The 22,466-nt window shown below is 71.0% G+C and carries 23 protein-coding genes; 11 read left to right on the forward strand and 12 right to left on the reverse strand.

The window, feature by feature from the left end:
* A partial coding sequence (locus DEJ03_RS17935; protein ID WP_181422667.1) for a hypothetical protein occupies window positions 1-222 on the reverse strand: 222 nt, incomplete at its 3' end.
* Window positions 223-440: 218 nt separating this feature from the next.
* On the opposite strand from DEJ03_RS17935, the gene DEJ03_RS09180 reads away from it, so the two are divergent.
* Both DEJ03_RS09180 and DEJ03_RS09185 read left to right on the forward strand, forming a co-directional pair.
* Window positions 441-1,022 carry a LemA family protein gene (locus DEJ03_RS09180; protein WP_110864390.1) on the forward strand — a complete coding sequence of 194 codons (582 nt, stop codon included), beginning with the start codon at window positions 441-443 and terminating at the stop codon, window positions 1,020-1,022.
* A 19-nt stretch (window positions 1,023-1,041) separates the two neighbouring features.
* Window positions 1,042-1,944, forward strand: a complete 903-nt coding sequence (locus tag DEJ03_RS09185; RefSeq protein ID WP_110864391.1) for a M48 family metalloprotease — start codon at window positions 1,042-1,044, stop codon at window positions 1,942-1,944.
* A 4-nt stretch (window positions 1,945-1,948) separates the two neighbouring features.
* Here the strand turns inward: DEJ03_RS09185 and DEJ03_RS09190 are convergent, their stop codons facing one another.
* Window positions 1,949-3,232: a winged helix-turn-helix domain-containing protein gene (locus DEJ03_RS09190; protein ID WP_110864392.1), complete on the reverse strand. Its 1,284-nt coding sequence runs from the start codon at window positions 3,230-3,232 to the stop codon at window positions 1,949-1,951.
* A 93-nt stretch (window positions 3,233-3,325) separates the two neighbouring features.
* Here DEJ03_RS09190 and DEJ03_RS09195 point away from each other — a divergent pair, with 93 nt between their 5' ends.
* Together DEJ03_RS09195 and ilvA are read left to right on the forward strand one after the other, a co-directional pair.
* Window positions 3,326-4,585, forward strand: coding sequence for an AI-2E family transporter (locus DEJ03_RS09195; protein ID WP_051596497.1), 1,260 nt, complete (start codon window positions 3,326-3,328; stop codon window positions 4,583-4,585).
* Window positions 4,586-4,633: 48 nt separating this feature from the next.
* Window positions 4,634-5,893, forward strand: coding sequence for a threonine ammonia-lyase (gene ilvA / locus DEJ03_RS09200; RefSeq protein ID WP_110864393.1), 1,260 nt, complete (start codon window positions 4,634-4,636; stop codon window positions 5,891-5,893).
* Between the two features lie 132 nt (window positions 5,894-6,025).
* Here ilvA and greA read toward each other — a convergent pair whose 3' ends face one another.
* Both greA and DEJ03_RS09210 read right to left on the reverse strand, forming a co-directional pair.
* Window positions 6,026-6,514, reverse strand: a complete 489-nt coding sequence (gene greA / locus DEJ03_RS09205; RefSeq protein WP_017886739.1) for a transcription elongation factor GreA — start codon at window positions 6,512-6,514, stop codon at window positions 6,026-6,028.
* A gap of 71 nt (window positions 6,515-6,585) precedes the next feature.
* Window positions 6,586-7,077: a DUF4307 domain-containing protein gene (locus DEJ03_RS09210; protein WP_051596498.1), complete on the reverse strand. Its 492-nt coding sequence runs from the start codon at window positions 7,075-7,077 to the stop codon at window positions 6,586-6,588.
* A gap of 19 nt (window positions 7,078-7,096) precedes the next feature.
* Here DEJ03_RS09210 and mca point away from each other — a divergent pair, with 19 nt between their 5' ends.
* Together mca and DEJ03_RS09220 are read left to right on the forward strand one after the other, a co-directional pair.
* The gene (gene mca / locus DEJ03_RS09215) at window positions 7,097-7,987 is read left to right on the forward strand and encodes a mycothiol conjugate amidase Mca (protein WP_027464504.1); all 891 of its coding nucleotides are present in this window, start codon (window positions 7,097-7,099) and stop codon (window positions 7,985-7,987) included.
* Window positions 7,984-8,289: a hypothetical protein gene (locus tag DEJ03_RS09220; protein ID WP_017886736.1), complete on the forward strand. Its 306-nt coding sequence runs from the start codon at window positions 7,984-7,986 to the stop codon at window positions 8,287-8,289. Before mca ends, DEJ03_RS09220 begins: the two co-directional genes overlap by 4 nt.
* Before the next feature lie 200 nt (window positions 8,290-8,489).
* On the opposite strand, the gene DEJ03_RS09225 is transcribed toward DEJ03_RS09220, so the two are convergent.
* A complete protein-coding gene (locus tag DEJ03_RS09225) occupies window positions 8,490-9,215 on the reverse strand; it encodes a hemolysin III family protein (protein ID WP_258370684.1) in 726 nt (241 codons plus the stop codon).
* A gap of 96 nt (window positions 9,216-9,311) precedes the next feature.
* Here DEJ03_RS09225 and DEJ03_RS09230 point away from each other — a divergent pair, with 96 nt between their 5' ends.
* From DEJ03_RS09230 to DEJ03_RS09240, 3 genes are all read left to right on the forward strand, one after another.
* The gene (locus DEJ03_RS09230) at window positions 9,312-10,097 is read left to right on the forward strand and encodes an isoprenyl transferase (RefSeq protein WP_110864496.1); all 786 of its coding nucleotides are present in this window, start codon (window positions 9,312-9,314) and stop codon (window positions 10,095-10,097) included.
* A gap of 85 nt (window positions 10,098-10,182) precedes the next feature.
* Window positions 10,183-11,292 carry an aminotransferase class V-fold PLP-dependent enzyme gene (locus DEJ03_RS09235; protein WP_071406125.1) on the forward strand — a complete coding sequence of 370 codons (1,110 nt, stop codon included), beginning with the start codon at window positions 10,183-10,185 and terminating at the stop codon, window positions 11,290-11,292.
* Between the two features lie 507 nt (window positions 11,293-11,799).
* Window positions 11,800-13,161, forward strand: a complete 1,362-nt coding sequence (locus tag DEJ03_RS09240; protein WP_181422668.1) for a PhoH family protein — start codon at window positions 11,800-11,802, stop codon at window positions 13,159-13,161.
* A 93-nt stretch (window positions 13,162-13,254) separates the two neighbouring features.
* On the opposite strand, the gene DEJ03_RS09245 is transcribed toward DEJ03_RS09240, so the two are convergent.
* From DEJ03_RS09245 to xseA, 5 genes are all read right to left on the reverse strand, one after another.
* Window positions 13,255-14,658 carry an aspartate ammonia-lyase gene (locus DEJ03_RS09245; protein WP_110864395.1) on the reverse strand — a complete coding sequence of 468 codons (1,404 nt, stop codon included), beginning with the start codon at window positions 14,656-14,658 and terminating at the stop codon, window positions 13,255-13,257.
* 126 nt (window positions 14,659-14,784) lie between these two features.
* Window positions 14,785-15,399 carry a carbonic anhydrase gene (locus tag DEJ03_RS09250; protein WP_027464510.1) on the reverse strand — a complete coding sequence of 205 codons (615 nt, stop codon included), beginning with the start codon at window positions 15,397-15,399 and terminating at the stop codon, window positions 14,785-14,787.
* Window positions 15,400-15,455: 56 nt separating this feature from the next.
* Window positions 15,456-16,091: a DUF4245 domain-containing protein gene (locus tag DEJ03_RS09255; protein ID WP_110864396.1), complete on the reverse strand. Its 636-nt coding sequence runs from the start codon at window positions 16,089-16,091 to the stop codon at window positions 15,456-15,458.
* Window positions 16,088-16,333, reverse strand: a complete 246-nt coding sequence (locus DEJ03_RS09260; protein WP_017886728.1) for an exodeoxyribonuclease VII small subunit — start codon at window positions 16,331-16,333, stop codon at window positions 16,088-16,090. The genes DEJ03_RS09255 and DEJ03_RS09260 overlap by 4 nt, the downstream gene beginning before the upstream one ends.
* A gap of 71 nt (window positions 16,334-16,404) precedes the next feature.
* Window positions 16,405-17,640, reverse strand: coding sequence for an exodeoxyribonuclease VII large subunit (gene xseA, locus DEJ03_RS09265; protein ID WP_110864397.1), 1,236 nt, complete (start codon window positions 17,638-17,640; stop codon window positions 16,405-16,407).
* A gap of 126 nt (window positions 17,641-17,766) precedes the next feature.
* On the opposite strand from xseA, the gene DEJ03_RS09270 reads away from it, so the two are divergent.
* Both DEJ03_RS09270 and DEJ03_RS09275 read left to right on the forward strand, forming a co-directional pair.
* Window positions 17,767-18,831: a 4-hydroxy-3-methylbut-2-enyl diphosphate reductase gene (locus DEJ03_RS09270; protein WP_081827167.1), complete on the forward strand. Its 1,065-nt coding sequence runs from the start codon at window positions 17,767-17,769 to the stop codon at window positions 18,829-18,831.
* Window positions 18,828-19,574: a DUF6264 family protein gene (locus DEJ03_RS09275; RefSeq protein ID WP_110864398.1), complete on the forward strand. Its 747-nt coding sequence runs from the start codon at window positions 18,828-18,830 to the stop codon at window positions 19,572-19,574. The genes DEJ03_RS09270 and DEJ03_RS09275 overlap by 4 nt, the downstream gene beginning before the upstream one ends.
* Window positions 19,575-19,974: 400 nt before the next feature.
* Here the strand turns inward: DEJ03_RS09275 and DEJ03_RS09280 are convergent, their stop codons facing one another.
* Window positions 19,975-21,234, reverse strand: coding sequence for a M18 family aminopeptidase (locus DEJ03_RS09280; protein ID WP_110864399.1), 1,260 nt, complete (start codon window positions 21,232-21,234; stop codon window positions 19,975-19,977).
* Window positions 21,235-21,339: 105 nt separating this feature from the next.
* A complete protein-coding gene (fbaA, locus tag DEJ03_RS09285; protein WP_017886723.1) occupies window positions 21,340-22,368 on the reverse strand; it encodes a class II fructose-bisphosphate aldolase in 1,029 nt (342 codons plus the stop codon).
* Window positions 22,369-22,466: the final 98 nt, after the last annotated feature.

Genomic DNA, 22,466 nt, shown 5'->3' on the forward strand with positions numbered 1-22,466 from the left:
GGTTGCGGCTGCCCGGGCGGCGGGGGCTGCCGGGGCGTCCGCAGCGGCAGCGTCGACCGACGTGCCGTCCGCGGCGACCGCGATGGCCGGGGCTGCCGCGGCGCCGAGCAGGGCGGCGACGAGGACCGTCGTCGCAGCTGCGAGCAGGGCGAAGCGGGGACGACGACGAGGGCTGTCGCCCCCGACAGCCCTCTCGTCCACGTTCTCCCCGGTCGTGTTCACCGGACCCATCCCACGGGATCGGCGGCCTCCGGTCAATACACCTCGCGGATGAGGTTCGGGATCGGGCCGCAGTCCGGGAACCCGGTGTGCGTGACTCGGGAATCGGCCGTGAACACTGCTCACGGAACGGAGCATGCTCAGCGCGTCGATAGACTTCACGATGGCCGTTCAGGCCAACGCAGCACCGCGGATCCCGACGCGCAAAGGAGTACGCCCGCATGGACACCGGACTCGTCACGACGCTCATCGTCGTCGGAGTGGTGGTGGTCGTCCTGGTGATCATCGGGATCTACCTCTGGGTGACGTACAACTCCCTCGTCACGCTCAAGGTCCGGGTCGACGAGGCCTGGAGCGACATCGCGGTGCAGCTGAAGCGCCGCGCCGACCTCATCCCCACCATCGTGGACACGGTCAAGGGGTACGCCACGCACGAGAAGGCGGTCTTCGACGACGTGACGAAGGCCCGCGCCGAGACCCTGTCCGCCGGTGATGCCGACACGGCCTCCACCGCCGAGGGGCACATGCAGAAGGCGCTCAAGAGCGTGTTCGCGGTGGCCGAGGGGTACCCGCAGCTGCAGTCGAGCCAGAACTTCCTGCAGCTGCAGTCCGAGCTCGTCGACACCGAGGACAAGATCCAGGCCGCCCGCCGCTTCTACAACGGTGGTGTGCGTGAGCTGAACACGAAGATCCGGGTGTTCCCGAACTCCACGTTCGCGAAGAACCGCGGTTTCTCCGAGGCCCCGTTCTTCGAGACGAACGAGCCGGCGGCCATCGCCGAGCCGCCGCGCGTCCAGTTCTGACCCCAGCGTCGGATCCGACGTGTACAGCGCCATCGCGCGGAACAAGCGCAACACCGTCCTCATCGTCCTGGTGTTCCTGCTGATCATCGGCGCGCTCGGGTTCCTCGGCGGGTACATGGCCGGCAACGTCTCGATCGGCTTCATCGTCCTCGTGGTGGCCCTCGGGTACGCGGTCCTGCAGTACTTCCTGGCGGCACGACAGGCCACCGCGATCGCCGGCGGGGTCGAGATCGACCGCGTCTCGGAACCGCGGCTGTGGCGCACTGTCGAGAACCTGGCCATCGCGACCGGCATGCCGATGCCCCGGGTGTTCGTCATCCCCGATCCCTCGCCGAACGCCTTCGCGACAGGGCGTGGCCCGGAGCACGCGGTGGTGGCGGCGACGACGGGGCTGCTCGAGCTCATGGACGACCAGGAGCTGCAGGGCGTGATGGCGCACGAGCTCGGACACGTCCGGAACTACGACATCCGGGTGTCCACGATGGTCTTCGGACTCGTCGTGGCCGTCGGCCTCATCGCCGACGTCCTGCTCCGCATCTCGATCTTCAGCGGCCTGTCCGGCGGGCGGAACCGCAACTCGGACAACGGCGGCAGCGCCAACCCGGTGCTGCTCATCGCCGGGATCGTCGCCGTCATCGTGGCCCCGATCGCGGCGGCCGGCGTGCAGGCGGCGGTGTCCCGGCAGCGCGAGTACCTGGCCGACGCGACGGGGGCGATGACGACCCGGCACCCGGAGGGCCTGGCCCGGGCCCTCGAGAAGCTCGGCGCGTACGGCCGACCGATGCAGACGCAGAACTCCTCGATGGCGCACCTGTGGATCGCCGACCCGATGCGCCCCGGTGTGATGGACCGACTGTTCTCGACGCACCCGCCGCTGCCCGACCGCATCGCGCGGCTGCGGGCGAACGCCGACCGGTTCTGACGGGTCAGCCGATGCCGTCGGCGGCCGTGTCGTCGGCCGTCTCGATCGGTTCGGGGGTGTCCGCGTCGTCAGCGGACTCGTGCGGCACCAGGGGCACTCCGAGCGCCCCGGCGACGGCCGCAGCAGCGGTTCCTCGGCCGGTCACCTCGATCGCGCCGAGGCCCTGCCAGCTCGCGGTCCGTCGCAGTGTGTCGGCGAGCCGCTCGGGGTCCAGGTGCTCGCCGGGTTCCTGCCACGCGGTCCGGACGCGGAGCACACCGCGCTGCCGGTCGCTCTTCAGGTCGATCCGCCCGACGAGCCGGTCGTCCTGCAGCACCGGCAGCACGTAGTAGCCGAACACCCGCTTCGGGGCCGGGGTGTAGATCTCGATCCGGTAGTGGAAGCCGTACATCCGCTCGGCCCGCCGCCGGAACCAGACGACCGGGTCGAAGGGGCTCAGCACCGCGTCCGCCGTCAGCTGTCGGGGGACCCGAGCCCCCACGTGCAGCCAGGCCCGCTCACCCCAGCCCTCGACCCGCACCGGCAGGAGCTCGCCGGCGTCGGTGAGCTCGGCGATCGCGGTGGCCGTGTCGTCGGAGCGCAGCCGGTAGTAGTCCGCGATGTCCGCTCGGGTGCCGATGCCGAGCGCCCGTGTGGCCTGGCGCACGAGCTCGAGCACGGCGTCGGCACGCGGCGGGGCGGTCTCGAGGAAGCCTGCGGGCAGCACCTGCTCGGGCAGGGCGTACACCCGCTCGAACCCGGCTCGTCCGGCACTCACCGCCTCGCCCCAGCGGAACATCTGCTCGAGCCCGAGCTTCACGTCGCTCCACCCCCACCAGGGGCCGCGTCGCACGTTCGACTCGTGCTCCACCGCGCTCGCCCGCATCGGCCCCTCGGCCCGGAGCAGGGCGTGCAGTTCGCGCCGGACGGCAGCGGTCCGAGTGACGCCGTCGACCCGGGTCGGGCCGGCGTCCCGTTCCCGCAGGGCGTCCATCCGCCACCGGAACAGCCGCAGGTCGTCGCGGGGGATGAACGCCGCCTCGTGCGCCCAGTACTCGGTGTACGGACCCGAGCGTCCGAGCGTCAGCCGGTCGAGCGTCGACCGGTCGTAGGCCCCGAGTCGGGCGAAGAGCGGCAGGTAGTGGCTGCGTTCGAACACGTTGACGGAGTCGATCTGCAGCAGCCCGAGCCGGCCGAACGCGGCGTTCAGCGCCCGCGTCGAGACCGGCTCGGTGGGTGGCCGTCCGAACCCCTGCGCGGCGAGTGCGACCCGGCGGGCCTCGGCGGCGGAGAGCGTCGACCTGGGCATGCGGCGACGCTACCGAACCCCGCCGACATGAGCGTCCACGAACGTATGCCGTATCTGGCACCTGACGGGAAGCACATCGCTACACTCGGGCCCATGGCATGGGGAAGCAAGCAGACACACCCCGACCCCGTGGTCGAGGAATCCGTCCCGGTCGGCGTGCGCATCGCCGGCGCGTGGTCGTGGCGGGCGCTCGTCGTCGTGGGCGTGATCGCCGTCTTCATCTGGCTCGTCACGGTCTTCAGCGAGATCCTCATCCCGTTCCTGGTCGGCATCGTGGTCTCGGCGCTCCTCGTGCCGATCTCCAACTGGCTGCAGCGGCACCACGTGCCGAAGTGGCTCGCCGTCGTGATGAGCCTGCTCGGCGGCATCGCGGCGCTCGGTGGACTGATCTGGCTCGTCGTCGACCAGATCATCGCGTCCTACCCGTCCCTGCGTGACCGGACGGTCGACCAGTACGCGAACATCAAGGACTTCGTCCTGAGCTCCGGGTTCGGCATCAGCCAGTCCGACGTCAACGGCTGGCTCGACGACGGCACGAAGTGGCTGCAGGACAACTCCGCGTCGATCCTGTCCGGAGTGGCCAGCGCGGGTTCGGGTGCGACGCACGCCTTCGAGGCGCTCTTCATCATCCTGTTCACCACGATCTTCCTGCTGATCGACGGCAAGAACGTCTGGCGCTGGTCCGTGCGGCTGTTCCCGAAGAAGGCCCGCGCAGCGGTGGACGGCGCCGGTGTCGCCGGCTGGATCACCCTGACGAGCTTCATCCGTGTGCAGATCTTCGTCGCCTTCGTCGACGCGGTCGGCATCGGCCTGGGCTCCTTCATCGTCGGGCTCTTCTTCGGCGGCATGCCGCTGGTGATCCCGATCGCCGCGTTCGTGTTCCTCGGTGCGTTCATCCCGGTCGTCGGTGCCATCGTCACGGGCTTCCTGGCGGTGTTCGTCGCGCTGATCTTCAACGGTCCCCTCGCGGCGGTCCTGGTGCTCGGCGTCGTCCTGCTGGTCCAGCAGATCGAGGGCCACATCCTGCAGCCGCTCGTCATGGGCAACGCGGTCAAGGTCCACCCGCTGGCGGTCGTCCTCGGCGTCACCGCGGCCTCCGGGCTCGCCGGCATCGCCGGAGCCTTCTTCGCCGTGCCGCTGATCGCGACGCTGAACGCCATGGTCACCACCATCGCGAGCGGACGCTGGCGGCGGCTCGACTCCGACCACGTCCTCGAAGCGACGCCGAAGCGCGGGCAGCACGGGCAGATCCAGTTGCTCCGACGACGTCGGCACAAGGTCGGGGACGACGTCCCGGCACCGGGCGTCGACTCCGGTCCCTCGGCCGAAGAAGACACCGCCAGCACCAACTGAGCGTCACACGAGTTCGCCGCGGGGCCCCGGAACGACGATGATGGGGGAGTGACCGACACCAGCGCCTCCCCGCACACGCTCGCCGCGATCCCGACCCTCGCGGACATCGAGGCGGCGCGCGAGACCATCAAGGGCGTCGCACGCGTCACCCCGATGGAGACGTCGCAGTTCCTCGCCGAGCTGCTCGGGTCGCCGGTGCACCTGAAGTGCGAGAACCTGCAGCGCACCGGTGCCTACAAGGTGCGCGGTGCCTACAACCGGCTCTCGACCCTGTCCGCTGAGCAGCGCGCCAAAGGCGTCGTCGCCGCGAGCGCCGGCAACCACGCGCAGGGTGTCGCCCTCGCCGCCCGCGAGCTCGGCATCCCCGCGACGATCTTCACGCCGGTCGGCGTCGCCCTGCCCAAGCTGCAGGCCACCCGCCACTACGGCGCCGACGTCGTGCTGCGGGGCCACTCCGTGGAAGAGGCGCTGAGTGCCGCGAAGGACTTCGCCGCACACACCGGCGCCGTGTTCATCCCGCCGTTCGACCACCCGGCCGTGATCGCCGGGCAGGGCACGCTCGGCCTCGAGATCGTCGACCAGGTGCCCGACGTCGACACCGTCGTCGTGCCGATCGGTGGCGGCGGCGTCATCTCCGGCATCGCACTCGCGGTGAAGGGCATGGCCGAGCGGCTCGGACGGCCGATCCGGGTCATCGGCGTGCAGGCGGAGAACGCTGCGGCCTACCCGTCGTCGATCACCGCCGGCGAGCCCGTCACCATCACCACGAAGCCGACCATCTCCGACGGCATCGCGGTGGCGCGCCCCGGCGACCTGAACTTCCCCATCATCCGCGACCTGGTCGACGACATCGTCACCGTCTCGGACGACGACACCGCCCGAGCACTGCTCGTCCTGCTCGAGCGCGCCAAGCTCGTGGTCGAGGCAGCGGGGGCCGTCGGCGTCGCCGCGATCATGTCCGGTGCCGTCCGCGACACCGGCCGCACCGTGGTGCTGCTGAGCGGCGGCAACATCGACCCGCTCATGATGGAGCGCGTGATCACCCGCGGGCTCGTCGCCGCCTCGCGCTACATCGGCATCCGCATCATGCTGCCGGACCGCCCGGGTCAGCTCGCCCGCGTCGCCCAGGTCATCTCGGACGCCGGCGCGAACGTGGTCGAGGTGCTGCACACCCGCCACGGGCAGGGCCTGGTCATCAACGAGGTCGCGCTGGACCTGTCGATCGAGGCGCGCGGCCCGGAGCACGCGCAGGAGGTCATCCAGCGCCTCCACGAGGTCGGCTTCCGTCCGGAGCTGCTCGAGCACTAGTCCGCGACGATCCACGAGTCGTTCGACGCGTGGACTGTCGGAAGTGCGGTGCGCGCTCTGGGCGCGACCAGCAGACAGACAGGAGGCCCGTGGCGGTGTCGCCACGGGCCTCCTGTCTGCAGTGGGCCGGGTCTACGGCTCGTAGCGCTCGATCTTGACGACCTCGACGGCGATCTCCTTGCCGTTCGGCGCCGTGTACGTGGCCTTGTCGCCGGCCTTGAGGCCGACGATGGCCGCGCCGACGGGGCTGACCGGGCTGTAGACCGTCAGGTCGGAGCCCTCGGCGACGATCTCGCGGCTGCCGACCAGGAAGGTGGACTCGTCGCCGGCGATGACCGCCGTGACGACGGTGCCCGGCTCGACGGTGCCGTCGAACTCCGCTTCGCTGACGGTGGCGTGCTTCAGGAGCTCGGTGAGGACGCGGATGCGGGCCTCGATCTTGCCCTGCTCGTCCTTCGCGGCGTGGTAGCCGCCGTTCTCCTTGAGGTCGCCTTCTTCGCGAGCGGCCTCGATGCGGCGCGCGATCTCGGCACGGCCTTCGCCGCTCAGCTCGTCGAGCTCCGCCTTGAGACGGTCGTGCGCCTCCTGGGTCAGCCAGGTGACCTGCGTGTCGTTGCTCATGTTCTGTCCCTTCGACCATGAAAAAACGAGACCGGCCGAGTGGTCGGTCTCGAGAGGCGAATCAGGACAGTCTAGGGAATCCAGCAGTCGTGGATCAAGCCGGTCACGCCCCGCGTCGTCGTGGTGACCTGCGTGGAGATGCTCCGGCTGCGCTGTTCGGACGCCGGCACGGTGATCTCCTTCCAGCCCACGATCGAGTAGCTCTTGTCGAGGACCTGCACGGCGCACTTCGCCTCGACACCCGGGTCGACGGACACCTGCGAGTGGACGACGGTGCTGTGCTCGGACAGCACCTCGTACCCGATGACGTCCTGGTCGAGGCCGCGGTCGGACTGGTCGAGCCCGGCCCAGATCACCCACGCACCGAAGACCACGACGACCGCGATGGCCGCGACGATCGCGAAGAGGCGGCTGCGGCGCTTGCGGGCCGGGGTGCGGCCGTAGCGCTCGTCGAGGGTGGCGGTCTGGGTCTGTTCGGACAGTTCGGGGCTCCCGGGGTGGATATCCTGATCCCAGGGTAGTTCACGCGATGCTGTGCGCTGCCCGCGTCCGACGCCGCTCACCCGCAGTGAGGAACCCCACGTGCCCTACCGTCTGCTGGCCGTCCACGCCCACCCCGACGACGAGTCGAGCAAGGGTGCCGCGACCGCCGCGAAGTACGTGGCCGACGGGCACCAGGTGCTCGTCGTGTCCTGCACCGGTGGCGAGGCCGGCGACATCCTGAACGACCAGCTCGGCGAGCCGGCCACGAGCCGTGCCCACCGTGACATGGCCGGGTACCGCCGCACCGAGATGGCCGCGGCGCAGCAGGCGCTCGGCATCGACCACGTGTGGCTCGGCTACCACGACTCGGGGCTGCCCGACGCCGAGAAGGGCGAGACGGTCCGGCCGGGCACGTTCTCCACGGTGCCGCTCGAGTACAGCACCGAGGCCCTCGTCCGCGTGATCCGCCGGTTCCGCCCGCACGTGCTCGTCACCTACGACGAGAACGGCGGCTACCCGCACCCCGACCACATCCGCACGCACGAGGTGTCGATGGCCGCGTGGTCCGCCGCCGCCGACCCGTCGGCGTACCCGTCCGCCGGTGCCCCGTGGTCGATCGCGAAGCTCTACTACGAGCGCACGATGAACCCGCGCCGCTTCAGCACGATCTTCGAAGCCCTGCAGGAGCGCGACCCGGACAGCCCCGCGATCGAGCAGCTGCGCGAGTGGGTCGAGCGGTTCGCCGACCGGCCCGACCTCGCCACCACCCACGTCGACGTGCACGAGTACTTCGACCAGCGTGATGCCGCACTCCGCGCGCACGCCAGCCAGGTCGCACCGGACAGTGCCTTCTTCTACTGGCCGAACGACCTCCTCGCGACGGTGTGGCCGACCGAGGACTACCAGCTCGTGGAGGCACGCGTGCCGACCGAGCTCCCGGAGACCGACCTGTTCGCCGGGATCCCAGCCGACAAGGAACCGACCTCGTGAGCACCATCGCGGCGGCACTCGCCGCCACTCCCAGCCCCAGCCCCTCGGTCGTCCCCGACGTCGACGTCACCCCGGGTGTCGTCGGGTTCATCGCGATCGCACTCGTCGCGATCGTGACGATCCTGCTCGTCGTGGACATGACCCGACGCATCCGTCGGACCCGTTACCGCGCCGAGGTGCGTGAGCGGCTCGAGGCCGAGGCGAACGGCACCGCGGGCGACGGCACCGCGACCGACGAGCCGGAGCGGCGGGCGGCCGAGGACGGCCGAGCCGACGTCGGCGACGACACCGAGCGCGGCTGACGCGACCGGGTACTGACTGGAGGCCCGTGGCGATCCCGCCACGGGCCTCCAGTCCGCCTTGTGCGTACCTGGCGGAACCGGGCGTACCTGGTCGAATCGGGCGTACCTTGTCGAATCGGGCGTACCTGGTCAGAACTTCCGGGTGAGTACGCCCGGAACGACCAGGCATCGCACCCGTTCTGGGAAGGAACGTGCGACGGTCAGCGCACCGGGTCCAGCGCGACGATGAGCACGCCGACCCACTGCGCACCGAAGGCCACGACGGTCAGGGCGTGGAACACCTCGTGGAACCCGAACTGCGTCGGCACGGGGTTCGGCCGCTTGAAGCCGTAGACCAGCGCGCCGATGATGTACGCGACGCCGCCGGACAGGATGAGCACGGTCATCGGCACGCTCGCCGCGAAGAACTGCGGCAGCAGCCCGAGGGCAGCGCACCCGAGCACCAGGTAGATCGGGACGTACAGCCAGCGGGGCGCGTTGATCCAGAGCACCCGGAACGCGATACCGAGCGCGGCGCCCGACCACATCACCCAGAGCACGACGACCATGAGCGTGTGCGGCAGGGCGCAGATCGCGACGGGTGTGTAGGTGCCGGCGATGAGCAGCAGGATGTTGGTGTGGTCGATGCGCTTCAGCACGGCCTTCACCTTCGGCCCCCACGGGAACCGGTGGTAGGTCGCGGAGACGCCGAACATCGCGAGCGACGTCGCCATGAACACCGCGCTGCCGACCTTCGCCGCGGTGCTGTCGGCGAGGGTGATCAGGACGATCCCCATCGCGATCGCGAACGGGAACGCGCCGAGGTGGATCCAGCCGCGCCAGGCCGGACGGGGTTCGGCGGTGGTCGTGGTCGTGGTCGCGGTCGCCGACGCCTCTTCCGTGAACGGGACGTGGGGGAGTGTTCCGGTCTCGTGCTCGTCCTGCATGGTCCCGACCATAGGGCCTGACCCCGAACGACAGCCACGTGTCCGCAGAGCGGGAGCCTCAGGGACTCGGTGTCGGTGGTGCACTACGCTCGGTGCGTGACCGGGACGGCGGGATGGACAGGGCGAGGGATCCTCTACCGCGCCTACCAGCGCCGGATCCGCCGCCAGCTCGAGGGTGCAGCGAAGCCCAAGCACGTCGCCATGATCGTGGACGGCAACCGCCGCTGGGCGAAGCAGCTCGGGCTCGAGTCCGCCGCACACGGCCACCGCGCCGGCGCCGCGAAGATCCCGGAGTTCCTGACGTGGTGCGACGACCTCGGCATCGAGGTCGTGACGCTGTACCTGCTGTCGGCCGACAACCTGACGGGTCGTGGCGGCGAGGAGCTCGAGGAACTCGTCGGCATCATCGCCGACCTCGCCGGGGTCCTGGCCGACAACCGTGACTGGCGCGTGCAGCACGTCGGGTCGAACGAGGGGCTGCCGGACAACCTGGTGACCGCGCTCGAACAGGCCGAGCAGCGCACCGCCGGCCGCACTGGCCTCCACGTCAACCTGGCCGTCGGGTACGGCGGCCGTCGTGAGATCGCGGACGCCATGCGCAGCATCGTGCAGGCGCACGGCGCGGGTGGCGGCACCATCGACACCCTGGCCGAGGTGCTGACGCCGGAGCTCATCGGCGACCACCTGTACACGCAGGGCCAGCCCGACCCCGACCTGGTGATCCGGACCTCGGGCGAGCAGCGGCTCTCCGACTTCATGCTGTGGCAGAGCGCGCACAGCGAGTTCTACTTCGTCGAGGCGTTCTACCCGGACCTGCGCGAGGTCGACTTCCTCCGCGCGGTCCGCGACTTCGGGCTCCGGTCGCGTCGCTTCGGCGGCTGAGCAGCCACCTCCCGCACCGGGTTCGTCGGCAGAGCCGCGTCCCAGTAGGCTCTCAGGGTTCAACCCTGTGAAAGGTGCACCACCTGTGAACATCGACGAGTACGCCGCCGGCTTCTCCGAAGACCCCGGTTACCTCGACCACGCTGCGTTCGGCCCCGTGCAGACCGCCGTGCTCGAGGAGCAGCGTGTGCTCGGCACCATCCAGGCACACATGCGCTTCGGCGCCATGGAGACCCTCGACGAGCAGGACGCCCGCGTCCGCACCGTCGCCGCCCGCCTGGTCGGCCGCCGCGAGGACCAGGTCGTCTCGCAGGCCGCGACGACCCCGGGCCTGCTGCACACCGCGTTCGGTCTGACCGGGGGTGTGCTCGTGTCCGCCGACGAATACCCGTCGCTGCCGCTCGCACTGGCCAGCGCCGCCTCGGCCACCGGTGGACGGGTACAGCCCGTCGTCATCGAGTCGGGTGCCGGCTGGGTGACCCCCGAGCTGATCCGTGAACGCCTGTCCGACGAGGTGACCGCCGTCGCGGTGTCCCTGGTCGACTGGCGCACCGGCTACCTGACCGACCTCGCCGCCATCCGCGAGGTCATCGGCGACCGCCTGCTCATCGTCGATGCGATCCAGGGCTTCGGCGTCGTCGACGCCCCGTACGAGGTCGCCGACGTCGTCGCCACCGGCGGGCAGAAGTGGCTGCACGCCGGGTGGGGCACCGGGTTCGTGGCGTTCAGCGACCGTGCGCTGAACCGGATCCGTCCGGCGCTGTCCGGCCCGCACGGCACGTCCGGCTGGCCCACCGAGGTCCCCGCGGTGCGTCCGGGGGCCGCCGGGTTCCAGATGTCCCGCATCGACCCGGTCGCACAGGCCCGGCTCGCGGTGTCGCTCGAGCGCCTCACCGCGGTCGGCGTCGCCGCCGTGCAGGAGCGGGTCACCGACCGCGTCGAGCGTGTGTTCGCCATCGCCGACGAGTTCGGGCTCGAGGTCGAGTCCAGCCGCGACCCGGCCGAGCGCGCCGGCATCGTGGTGCTCCGGCCGACGCAGGGTCGCGTGACGGCCCTGTCGGCCGCGATGCACAACCACGGCGTCACCGCGACCACGCGGCTCGGCGTCGCGCGGGTGTCCGTGTTCCCGTCGACCACTGACGAGACCCTGGACATGTTCCGCGACGCCTGCGTCTCGTACGCCACGATGCAGTAGCAGCGGCGCGTGTCGACCGTCCGCGTCCCGCGAGCGGTCACGACACCCCGCTCACGTCCGCCGAGTGGTCACCACCGGTCGGCTGGCGGCCTCGCACCCGACGGTTCGTGACCACTCGGCGTCGCGCGCGCGACGATTCGCGACCAGCGGACGGCCTGGAGGCGCGGTGCCAGGCCGCCACGGGCCTCCCGTCCGGAGTCCGCGAGCGGTCACGGCACCCCGCTCACGTCCGCCGAGTGGTCACCACCTGTCGGCCGGCGCCGCCGCACCCGACGGGTCGTGCCCACTCGGCGCCAACCCCGCGCGCGGCGTCGCGAGCTGCGCTCGCGTTGTTCACGCGACCGTAACTCCGGAAACCGCGTGTCGCTGTCAGCGTGTCGGGGGCCGGACGTACGTTGTCCCCATCGGGCACCGCGCCCGATCGAAGCGGCCACAGTCGGTGCTTCGGGACCCGCTCCGTGGCCGCGTTCGAGGACAGGACCGGGCCCGTCGCGGCCCGGGGATGGAGTGGTCGTGACCTCTCAGAACGTCTCTCGCGGAGCACAGCAGCAGCACACCGCGGACTCGTCCACATCGGTCGCCCAGCGCACGTACGTGCTCGACACATCGGTGCTCCTCAGCGATCCGCGGGCCTTGTTCCGCTTCGCCGAGCACGCCGTGGTCCTGCCCGTGGTGGTCGTCAGCGAACTCGAGGCGAAGCGCAACGACCCGGAGATCGGGTACTTCGCCCGGCAGGCCCTCCGGCTGCTCGACGAACTGCGCATCGAGCACGAGCGGCTCGACTTCCCGATCGCGATCGGCGACGGCGGCTCGTTCCGCGTCGAACTGAACCACTCCAACCAGTCCGTCCTGCCGTCGGGTCTGCAGCTCGGCGACAACGACTCCCGCATCCTCGCCGTCGCGTCGAACCTCAAGAACGACGGACTCGACGTCGTGGTCGTGTCGAAGGACCTGCCGCTCCGGGTCAAGGCGTCCTCGATCGGCATGGCGGCGGAGGAGTACCGCGCCGAACTCGCGGTCGACTCGGGCTACACCGGCATCGCGGACCTGCAGGTGTCCGGCGAGCAGATGTCCGACCTGTACGAGAAGGAGGAGATCCGGTCCTCGAAGCTCGACGGCGTCCCGGTGAACACCGGCGTCGTCATCCACTCCGAACGCGGATCGGCCCTCGGCCGCGTGCACGTCGCCGGCGCCGTCGCACTGGTGCGCGGCGACCGCGAGGTCTTCGGCCTCCGCGGGCGCTCGGCCGAGCAGCGGCTCGCCATCGACGCGCTGCTCGACTCCGAGATCGGCATCGTCTCGCTCGGCGGCAGCGCCGGCACGGGCAAGTCGGCGCTCGCCCTGTGCGCCGGACTCGAAGCGGTGCTCGAACGGCAGCAGCACAAGAAGATCATGGTGTTCCGGCCGCTGTACGCCGTGGGCGGGCAGGACCTCGGCTTCCTGCCCGGCGACGCCGGCGAGAAGATGAACCCGTGGGCGCAGGCCGTCTACGACACCCTCGGTTCGGTGGTGTCGGACAACGTCCTCGACGAGGTGGTCGAGCGCGGCCTGATCGAGGTGCTGCCCCTGACCCACATCCGCGGCCGCTCCCTGCACGACGCCTTCGTGATCGTCGACGAGGCGCAGTCGCTCGAACGGAACGTGCTGCTCACGATGCTCTCGCGCATCGGCCAGAACTCGCGGGTCGTGCTCACCCACGACGTCGCGCAGCGCGACAACCTGCGGGTCGGACGGCACGACGGGATCGCGTCGGTCATCGAGCGGCTCAAGGGGCACCCGCTCTTCGCGCACGTCACGCTGACGCGGTCCGAGCGCTCCGCGATCGCCGCCCTGGTCACGGACCTGCTCGACTCGCCGGACCTGGCGTAGCGCGCGTCGAGCCGCCATCGGACGGACGGGAGGCCCGGTGCCAGCTGGCACCGGGCCTCCCGTCCGTCCTGGGGGGGCGTCAGGAGCGTCGCGTCAGTTCGGGTGGGTCATGCTCAGGACGTCGAGCGCCTCGTCGAGCTGCGCCTCGGTGACCTCGCCGCGCTCGACGTGGCCGAGGGCCACGACGGCTTCGCGCACGGTGATGCCCTCGGCGACGGCGTACTTCGCGACCTTCGCCGCAGCCTCGTAGCCGATGACCCGGTTGAGCGGGGTGACGATCGACGGTGAGGACTCCGCGAAGGCGCGGGCACGCTCGAGGTTCGCCTGCAGGCCGTCGATGGTCTTGTCCGCGAGCACGCGCGAGCTGTTCGCCAGCAGGCGGATCGACTCGAGCAGCGCCGTGCCCATCACCGGGATGGCGACGTTGAGCTCGAACGCACCCGAGGCCCCGGCCCAGGCGATGGTGGCGTCGTTGCCGATGACCCGGGCGCCGACCATCAGGGTGGCCTCGGGGATCACCGGGTTCACCTTGCCGGGCATGATCGAGGAGCCGGGCTGCAGGTCGGGGATGTGCAGCTCGCCAAGGCCGGTGTTCGGACCGGAGCCCATCCAGCGCAGGTCGTTGTTGATCTTCGTCAGGCTGACGGCGAGCACCTTGAGCGCACCGGAGGCCTCGACCAGGGCGTCACGCGCGCCCTGCGCCTCGAAGTGGTCGACGGCCTCGGTGATCGGCAGGTCGGTGTCGCTCGCGAGCTGGGCGATGACCCGCTGCGGGAAGCCCGTGGGGGTGTTGATGCCGGTGCCGACCGCGGTGCCGCCGAGCGGGACCTCGGCGACGCGGGGGAGCGTCGCCTGCACACGCTCGACGCCCAGGCGGATCTGGCGGGCGTAGCCGCCGAACTCCTGCCCGAGGGTGACGGGCGTGGCGTCCATCAGGTGCGTCCGGCCGGACTTCACGGCGTCGGCCCAGAGCGTGGCCTTCGCCTCGAGGGACTCGGCGAGGTGCTCGAGGGCGGGCACGAGCGTGCGGAGGAGCGCCTCGGTCACGGCGACGTGCACGGAGGTGGGGAAGACGTCGTTCGACGACTGCGAGGCGTTGACGTGGTCGTTCGGGTGCACCGCCGAGCCCGCGATGTCGGACGCCAGTGTCGCGAGCACCTCGTTCATGTTCATGTTCGACGACGTGCCGCTGCCGGTCTGGTAGACGTCGACCGGGAACTGGTCGTGGTGCTGCCCGCCGATGATCAGGTCGGCGGCGCCGGCGATGGCGTCGGCGACGGCGGGCTCGACGATGCCGAGTTCACCGTTCACGATGGCCGCCGCCCGCTTGATCCGCGCGAGCGCCACGATCTGTGCCGACTCGAGCCCGGTGCCCGAGATGGGGAAGTTCTCGACGGCGCGCTGGGTCTGGGCACGGTAGAGCGCCGACTTCGGCACCCGTACCTCGCCCATGGTGTCGTGCTCGATGCGGAACTCGGTCGGGGTGGTGTCGGTCACGTCGTCGTGGTCCTTCCTGGGGTGCTCGCCGGTCGCGGTCGCGCCGGCCCGTGCCTGCGCCCCGGTGTCGCCGGGGCGGTCGTCGTCGGAGTCGCTCTTCGTCCGGCTCGGTCGTCGTCGGGTCGGTCAGACCTGGCCGACGACGGTGTCGATGGTGACTTCTCCGGTGGCGAGGTCGTACGTCGCCCCGACGACGGCCAATCTACCCTCGGCCACGGCGTCGGAGACCGCGCCGGAGCGCTCGATCACCTGGCGGAGGGTGGCTTCGAGGTGCGCGGCGCCGACGGCTTCCTGCGGGAGCTCGGCGTCGGTGAGTCGGACCTTCTCGACGCTCGGGGCGATCGCGTCGACGAGGGCCTGCAGGTGCGGAGCGGGGACGGGCTCACCGGAGCGTGCTGCAGCGACCGCACCGCACCGGGTGTGCCGGAGCACGACGACCAGCGGTGTGCCCAGGGCGACGACCGCGAACTCGATCGAGCCGAGCACGACGTCGTCGACGATCTGGCCGGCGTTGCGGATGGCGAACAGGTCACCGATGCCGGCGTCGAAGACGTGCTCGAACGGCACCCGCGAGTCCGAGCAGCCGAGGACGGTCGCGAACGGCGACTGCGATCCTTCGAGCTCGGTGCGGCGGTCCGGGTCCACGCGGCCCATCCGGCGCTTGTCGGCGGCGAAGCGGGCGTTGCCGTCGACCAGCAGGCGCAGGGCGTCGGACGGGGTGGAGGCGGCGCGGTCGGGCATGGGGCTCCTCGGTTCGGGTGGGACGGGGTGGTGACTGGCGGGGCGGTGCCCGTCGTCTACTCGGTCAGTTCTCGGGAGACGGCGGTCGCGACGGTCCGGAACGCCTTGTCGTCGGCGGTGCCGGAGAGCACGATCGTGTTCTTGCCGAACGTCGAGACGAGCGAGTACGCGTGGTTGCCGGCATCGGTGCCCTCGGCGCGGCGGTCGTAGACGGTCCACTCCGTGTCGCCGATGGTGCGGTCACCGGTGGACGGGCGCTGGTCGAGCTGGTTCGACACCCACGAGGCGTTGGCGTCGATGCCCTGCTGCAGACCGAGGTACTGCTTGTCCGGCGTCACGAAGCCGACGGTCCAGACGTCCACGCCGTCGGTGGTCTTGCTGGCGAAGTCCGCGCGGTTGGCGCTGTAGCCGTCGGGCAGCGGCGGCGCCACCAGGGTGACGTCGTCGACGTTCGCCTTCGCCGCGATCTGCTGGTAGTCGACGGTGCGGTCCACCGTGGTGTCGGGCCGGACGACGACCGCCACCAGGAACAGCACGATGCCGAGCGAGGCGATGAGCGCGATGACCAGGTTGAACGCGGTCTGGTGCTGTCGGCGGGCGGTCCGGGCGGCGTCCTTGCGGGCCCACGTCTCCTCTGCCGTCTCGGGGCGACCGAGCTCGGCGACGATCGGGCGGCCGTCGGCGTCGGTCATCGGCCGGAGCCGTCCTGGGCGTCGCTGGCGGCACGGGCCGCGTCGAGCCGAGCGCGGGCGCCGACGAGCCACTCTTCGCACCGGGCGGCGAGGGCTTCGCCCCGCTCCCAGAGCGCCAGCGAACGCTCGAGCGTCGCGGAGCCCTGTTCGAGCTCGCTCACGACGCGCACGAGTTCGTCGCGGGCCGCTTCGTAGCTCAGCGACTGGACGTCGGTCTGCTCGGGTTCCTGCTGGGATGGCACGGGTCGATCCTACCGAGCGTCCACCGACGATCCGTCGCCCGGACCCACGCTGTGGAGAACACCCGCGGTGGTCAGGAGCCGTCCGGGCCGGGGCCGTCCGGTTCGAGCGTGCCCGTGGCCGTGCCGGCACCGAGCGTGACGTGCACCGGCGTCGCTCCGGACAGGTCGTCGGTGCCGCGGACCACACCGCCGTCGGCACGCTGCACGATGGCGTACCCGCGGCGCAGGGTGTCGCGCGGCGAGAGTGCCCGGAGCCGCGCGGTCAGGTGCCCGACCTCGGAGTGCCCGCGCTCCAGTCGGCGGTCGAGCAGTTCGCGGGCGCGGGACAGGTCGCGGGCGACCTCTTCCGCACGGGTGTCGACGAGCCACGCGGTCGACGCCAGGGCCGGGCGCGACCGCAGCGCGGCGAGCCGGTCGGCCTCGACCGACAGCGTGTGCGAGAGCCGCAGCCCGAGCCGGGCGCGGGCTGCTCGGACGTTGGCGAGTTCCTCGGCGACGTCGGGCACGACGCGCTTGGCGGCGTCCGTCGGGGTCGAGGCGCGCAGGTCGGCGACCTCGTCGAGGATCGGGCGGTCGGCCTCGTGCCCGATCGCCGAGACGATCGGGGTCGACGCCGTGGCCGCGGCACGGACGAGTCCTTCGTCGCTGAATCCGAGCAGGTTCTGGAAGTCACCGCCGCCGCGGGCGATGATGATGACGTCGACCTCGGGGTCGGCGTCGAGCTCGAGGATCGCGGCTGTGACCTCGCCCACGGTCCGTTCGCCCTGCACGGCGGTGTGCACGGTGCGGAACTCCACCTGGGGCCACCGCAGCTGCGCGTTCCGCTTGACGTCCTTCTCGGCGTCGGAGTCCTTGCCGGTGATGAGGCCGATGCGGTGCGGCAGGAACGGCAGACGCTGTTTCCGGGACGGGTCGAACAGCCCTTCCTCGGCGAGGGTGCGGCGGAGGCGCTCGAGGCGTTCGAGCAGGTCACCGAGCCCGACGTGCTTCATCTCGACGACCTGCATGGTCAGCGAGCCGCCCTTGACCCAGTAGTTCGGCTTGAGTGCGGCGACGACCCGGTCGCCCTGCTTGATGTCCGCCGGCACCCGGGAGCGCACGCTCGACCAGATGGAGAACGACACGGTGGCGTCGACCTCGACGTCCTTGAGCTTGCCGTACACGTTGCCGCCGGCGACGTTCCACTGCGTGATCTCGCCCTCGACCCACGCGGTGCCGAGCCGGTCGATCCAGTCGCGGAGCTTCGCGCCGAGGAGCGCCACCGGCCACGGGTTGTCGGCCGTCGGCGGGCCCTGTTCGATCGCCATGTCGCTCCTCGTCCTGCTGGGACGTCCATCGTGCCCGAGACCGGTGACAGGCGACGGACGTCGTGTTCTCCACGGGCACTCCGCGCGCCCAGGTCGCGTGCGTGCTGCTCACCTATCATCGGGGACGTGACGATCACCAACGGCCACACGGTCCCGCTCGCCCCGCCGCGTGTGCACGCGGCACGGGGTCGACTGCGTGACGAACCGGTCGCCGGCCCCAAGAAGGTGCTGCTCGCGGCCCCCCGTGGTTACTGCGCCGGGGTGGACCGTGCGGTCGTCGCTGTCGAGAAGGCGTTGGAGCAGTACGGCGAGCCCGTCTACGTCCGCAAGCAGATCGTCCACAACGTGCACGTGGTCTCGACGCTCGAGCAGCGCGGTGCCGTCTTCGTCGACGACGTGGCCGAGGTCCCCCGGGGCTCGCACGTCGTCTTCAGCGCGCACGGTGTGTCGCCGGCCGTCGTCGCGGGGGCTGCCGAGCGCGACCTGCACGCCATCGACGCCACCTGCCCCCTCGTCACCAAGGTCCACCGCGAGGCCACGCGGTTCGCCAAGGCCGAGCGCACCATCATCCTGATCGGCCACGCCGGCCACGAAGAGGTCGAGGGCACGATGGGGCACGCCCCGGACCGCACGATCCTGGTGAACGGTCCCGACGACGTCGCGGCGCTGTCGGTCCCCGACCCGGACAACCTCGTCTGGCTGTCGCAGACCACGCTCAGCGTCGATGAGACGATGGAGACCGTGCGGCTGCTGCGCGAGAAGTTCCCGGCCATCCAGGACCCCCCGTCGGACGACATCTGCTACGCCACCCAGAACCGCCAGGTCGCGATCAAGAAGGTCGCGCCCGGTGCCGACCTGGTGATCGTGGTCGGCTCGGCGAACTCGTCGAACAGCGTGCGACTGGTCGAGGTCGCGCTCGAGCACGGTGCCCGCGCCGCCCACCGCGTCGACTACGCGGAGGAGATCCAGCAGGAGTGGCTCGACGGTGTCGAGACGGTCGGCGTGACGAGCGGTGCGTCCGTGCCGGAAGAACTCGTGGCCGAGGTGCTCGAACAGCTCGCCGACGCCGGCTACGCCGCCGTCGAAGAGGTCGTCACCGCGCACGAGGACCTGATGTTCTCGCTCCCCAAGGAGCTCCGCACCGACGCCTCGGGCAACCCGACGCGCGCGCTCGGCGGGCGTCGGGCATGAGCGGCTCGGACGGCTGGTCCTCGGTCCCGCGTCGCGACCCGGCGAACCACGGCGACGCCGGCGCTGGTACCGGCCAGGAGGCCCGGGGTGCGTCCGCGACGTCGGCCGCCGGTCCCGCGAACGGTCGGCCCCAGGGCCGTCCCGCCCCCGGGTACGGCGAGTACGCACCAGAGGGTTGGGTGAACCCGGTCCTCGTCGAGCAGGAACGCCAGGAGCGGGAGCGTCAGGCACGGGAGCGGCAGGACCAGGCCCCCGCCACCGGGGTGCGCGACGCTGCTCCGAGCGACGGCGTCCGCGGTGAACGCGCCGGTGCGGACGCTCGATCCGGTGCAGTCCCTGCCGGGGCGCAGCGGTCGATGGCCCGCAGCCGGTTCGGGCGCACACCGGCCGACTTCGTGCTCACCGTCGGGCTGCTCGCCTTCGGTCTGGTCTCCGTGGTGCAGTCCCTGGCCGTGGGCGAGGTCGCCTCCACCGTGCGGCGCACCCTCGAGACCCAGTACACGGCGTTGGACGACCCGAGCGCCCTGAGCACGGCGGCCGCCATCGCCGCGATCACCAACGTGGTCGTCTTCGCCCTGGTCGCCTGGTGGTCCATCCGTCGGCTCCGCGCACGGAAGCGGACGTTCTGGGTGCCGGTGGTCGGCGCGGTCGTCGCCACGGCGATCAGCACGATCGCGTTCGTCGTCGTGGTCATGCAGGACCAGGCCTTCGTCGACTTCATGCTGCGACAGTCCGGCGCCTGAACGCCTGAACGCCTGACCGCCTGACCGCCGGGCTGCTCACGGCGCCGGCATCCGCACGCCGAGTGGTCGCAACACGCCGCGGCCCCGCCGTCGAGCGGTCACGAAGTGTCGTCTGGCACCGGCGCAACCGACACTTCGTGACCCATCGACCCTGCGCGTGCGGGGAGTCGTGACCTCTCGGCAGCCCGTCCGTCGGCCAGTCGCGTGCCGGTGTCCCTCCGGCGAGCTTCGTCAGCCTCGCGGGCGAGCGCAGCAGCCACCGCCGAGTGGTTGCAACATGCCGCGGGCCCGCCGTCGAGCGGTCACGAAGTGTCGTCTGGCACTGGCGCGAGCGACAGTTCGTGCCCCCTCGGCCCTGCGCGTGCGGGGAGTCGTGACCACCCCAGCCAGCAGCCGGAAGTCAGCCGGCCAGGAACGCCGCGACCGCTCCGTGCAGGGCAGCCAGGTCGTCGACGTGCACGAGCTCCCGGATCGAGTGCATCGACAGCAGTCCGACGCCGATGTCGATCGTCGGGATCCCGAGCCGGGTCGCCGCGATCGGGCCGATCGTCGAGCCGCCGGGGATCGTGTTCACGTTGACGAACGGCTGCCACGGCACACCGGCGGTCTCGCAGGCGGCGGCCCAGACGGCCTCGCCCTTCGCCTCGGTCATGTAGCGCTGGTTGGCGCTGATCTTCAGCAGCGGGCCGGCTCCGGGGCGCGGACGGTTCGTCGGGTCGTGCTTCTCCGGCTGGTTGGGGTGCACCAGGTGCCCGGCGTCGCTCGACAGCAGCCACGACGCACGGAACGCCCGGGCGGCTTCGGAGCGGGTGGCGCCGAGGCCCTCCTGCACACGGCCGAGGACGTCCTCGAGGAACGGACCACCGGCACCGGACGGCGTCGACGACCCGATCTCCTCGTGGTCGAACGCCGCGAACACCGGGATGTGGTCACCGTCGGTCGGAGCGTCCACGATGCCCCGGAGTCCGGCGTGCACGCTCGTCAGGTTGTCCATCCGGCCGGACGCCAGGAACTCCCGCTCGATGCCGATCCGGGCCGGCGCCTGGGTGTCGGCGAGGAACAGGTCCCACGACACGGCGCCCTCGCCGAGCCGGGCGAGCAGCCACTCCACGACGGAGGTCCCACCGGCGTCGCCGTCGACCCCGACGATCGGCAGGGTGTGCCGCTGGCGGTCGATCTCCTTGCCGTCGTTCACCCCGCGGTCGAGGTGGATGGCCAGGTTGGGGATGCGGGCGACGGCATCGGTGCTGACGAGCCGCAGGCTGCCGTCGGCGTCGACGACCCGGCCGGCGATCCGCAGGTCGCGGTCGAACCAGGTCGACAGGAGCGCGCCGCCGTAGACCTCGACGTTGAGCTGCTCCCAGCCCCCGGTGCGCACGCCGGGGTTCGGCTTCACGCGGAAGCCGGGGGAGTCGGTGTGGGCGCCGAGGATCCGGAACGGCGTCGTCGGGACGGCACCGTCGGGCAGGCGCCACGCGATGACGGCGCCGTCGCGGACCACCACGTACGCACCGGGTTCGGTCGGCCAGGCGTCGAGCTCGGACAGCTCGGTGAACCCGGCTGCGACGAGACGGTCACGGGTCGCCGCCGCCGCGTGGAACGCGGTGGGCGACTCGGTGACGAACTGGGCGAACTCGGAGGCGATGGCGTCGACGGTCACCCGCCCATCGTGGCACGGGGTGGAGGCGACCCGACGCAGAACGGGGTGCGTCCGTCGGACGCACCCCGTTCCTCCAGGCCGGTGGACCCGACCGGACGGACCTGCTCAGCCCTTGGCGTGACCGGCCGAGCCGAGGACCTTCGCGGCCTCGACGACGCGGGCCGCCATGGCGGTCTCGGCGACCTTGCCCCAGGCGCGGGGGTCGTACTGCTTCTTGTTGCCGACCTCGCCGTCGATCTTCAGGACACCCTCGTAGTTGCGGAACATCGAGTCCGCGATCGAGCGGGTGAACGCGTACTGCGTGTCCGTGTCGATGTTCATCTTGATGACGCCGTTGCGGACGGCCTCGTGGATCTCGTCGTCGGTCGAGCCGGAGCCGCCGTGGAAGACGAGGTCGAGGGGGTTCTCGCCGGTGCCGTGCTTCGCCGCGACGGACGCCTGGATCTCGCCGAGGAGCTCGGGACGGAGCTTGACGTTGCCCGGCTTGTAGACGCCGTGCACGTTGCCGAAGGTGAGCGCCGCGATCCAGCGGCCCTTGTCGCCGAGGCCGAGCGCGTCGACGACCTTCTCGACGTCGTTCGGGGTCGTGTAGAGCGCGTCGTTCGTGCCCTCGTGCTGGACGCCGTCCTCTTCGCCGCCGACGACGCCGATCTCGACCTCGAGGATCGCGTTGATGTTCCGCGTCTTCTCGATCATGGTCTTCGCGATCTCGATGTTCTCGTCGAGCGGCACGGCCGAACCGTCCCACATGTGCGACTGGAAGATCGGGTTGCGACCCTGCCGGACCTCTTCCTCGCTCGCCGCGATGAGCGGCAGGACGAAGCCGTCGAGGGCGTCCTTCGGGCAGTGATCGGTGTGCAGCGCGACCGTGATGTCGTAGTTCTTGGCGACCTCGTGGGCGAACTTCGCCATCGCGAGGGCACCCGCTGCGCGGTTCTTGATGGTGTGGCCGGCGAAGTAGTCGGCACCGCCCGTCGTGACCTGGAGGATGCCGTCGGAACCGGCTTCCTGCAGGCCCTGGAGGACCGCGTTGATGGTCTGCGAGGAGGAGACGTTGACCGCGGGGTACGCGAACTTGCCCGCCTTCGCGCGTTCGATCATCTCGGCGTACTGTTCCGGCGTTGCGATGGGCACGTGGATCTCCTTCGACTTCGGTGATGTCCCCGCCGATCGTAGTCAGAAGCTCTGGAGGCGCGGTCCGGGTTACGCGGTCGGCTCACGTCCGGCGTGCA

The sequence above is a fragment of the Curtobacterium sp. MCLR17_043 genome (genome assembly GCF_003224215.1).
In the GTDB taxonomy this organism is placed as follows: domain Bacteria; phylum Actinomycetota; class Actinomycetes; order Actinomycetales; family Microbacteriaceae; genus Curtobacterium; species Curtobacterium flaccumfaciens.

Bases quoted from the DNA above. Each gene is read 5' to 3' on its own strand.
- DEJ03_RS09180 (WP_110864390.1), top strand. From the start codon at position 441: ATGGACACCGGACTCGTCACGACGCTCATCGTCGTCGGAGTGGTGGTG.
- DEJ03_RS09190 (WP_110864392.1), bottom strand. From the start codon at position 3,232: ATGCCCAGGTCGACGCTCTCCGCCGCCGAGGCCCGCCGGGTCGCACTC.
- DEJ03_RS09195 (WP_051596497.1), top strand. From the start codon at position 3,326: ATGGCATGGGGAAGCAAGCAGACACACCCCGACCCCGTGGTCGAGGAA.
- greA (WP_017886739.1), bottom strand. From the start codon at position 6,514: ATGAGCAACGACACGCAGGTCACCTGGCTGACCCAGGAGGCGCACGAC.
- DEJ03_RS09225 (WP_258370684.1), bottom strand. From the start codon at position 9,215: ATGCAGGACGAGCACGAGACCGGAACACTCCCCCACGTCCCGTTCACG.
- DEJ03_RS09250 (WP_027464510.1), bottom strand. From the start codon at position 15,399: ATGCCCGACCGCGCCGCCTCCACCCCGTCCGACGCCCTGCGCCTGCTG.
- DEJ03_RS09255 (WP_110864396.1), bottom strand. From the start codon at position 16,091: ATGACCGACGCCGACGGCCGCCCGATCGTCGCCGAGCTCGGTCGCCCC.
- xseA (WP_110864397.1), bottom strand. From the start codon at position 17,640: ATGGCGATCGAACAGGGCCCGCCGACGGCCGACAACCCGTGGCCGGTG.
- DEJ03_RS09275 (WP_110864398.1), top strand. From the start codon at position 18,828: ATGAGCGGCTCGGACGGCTGGTCCTCGGTCCCGCGTCGCGACCCGGCG.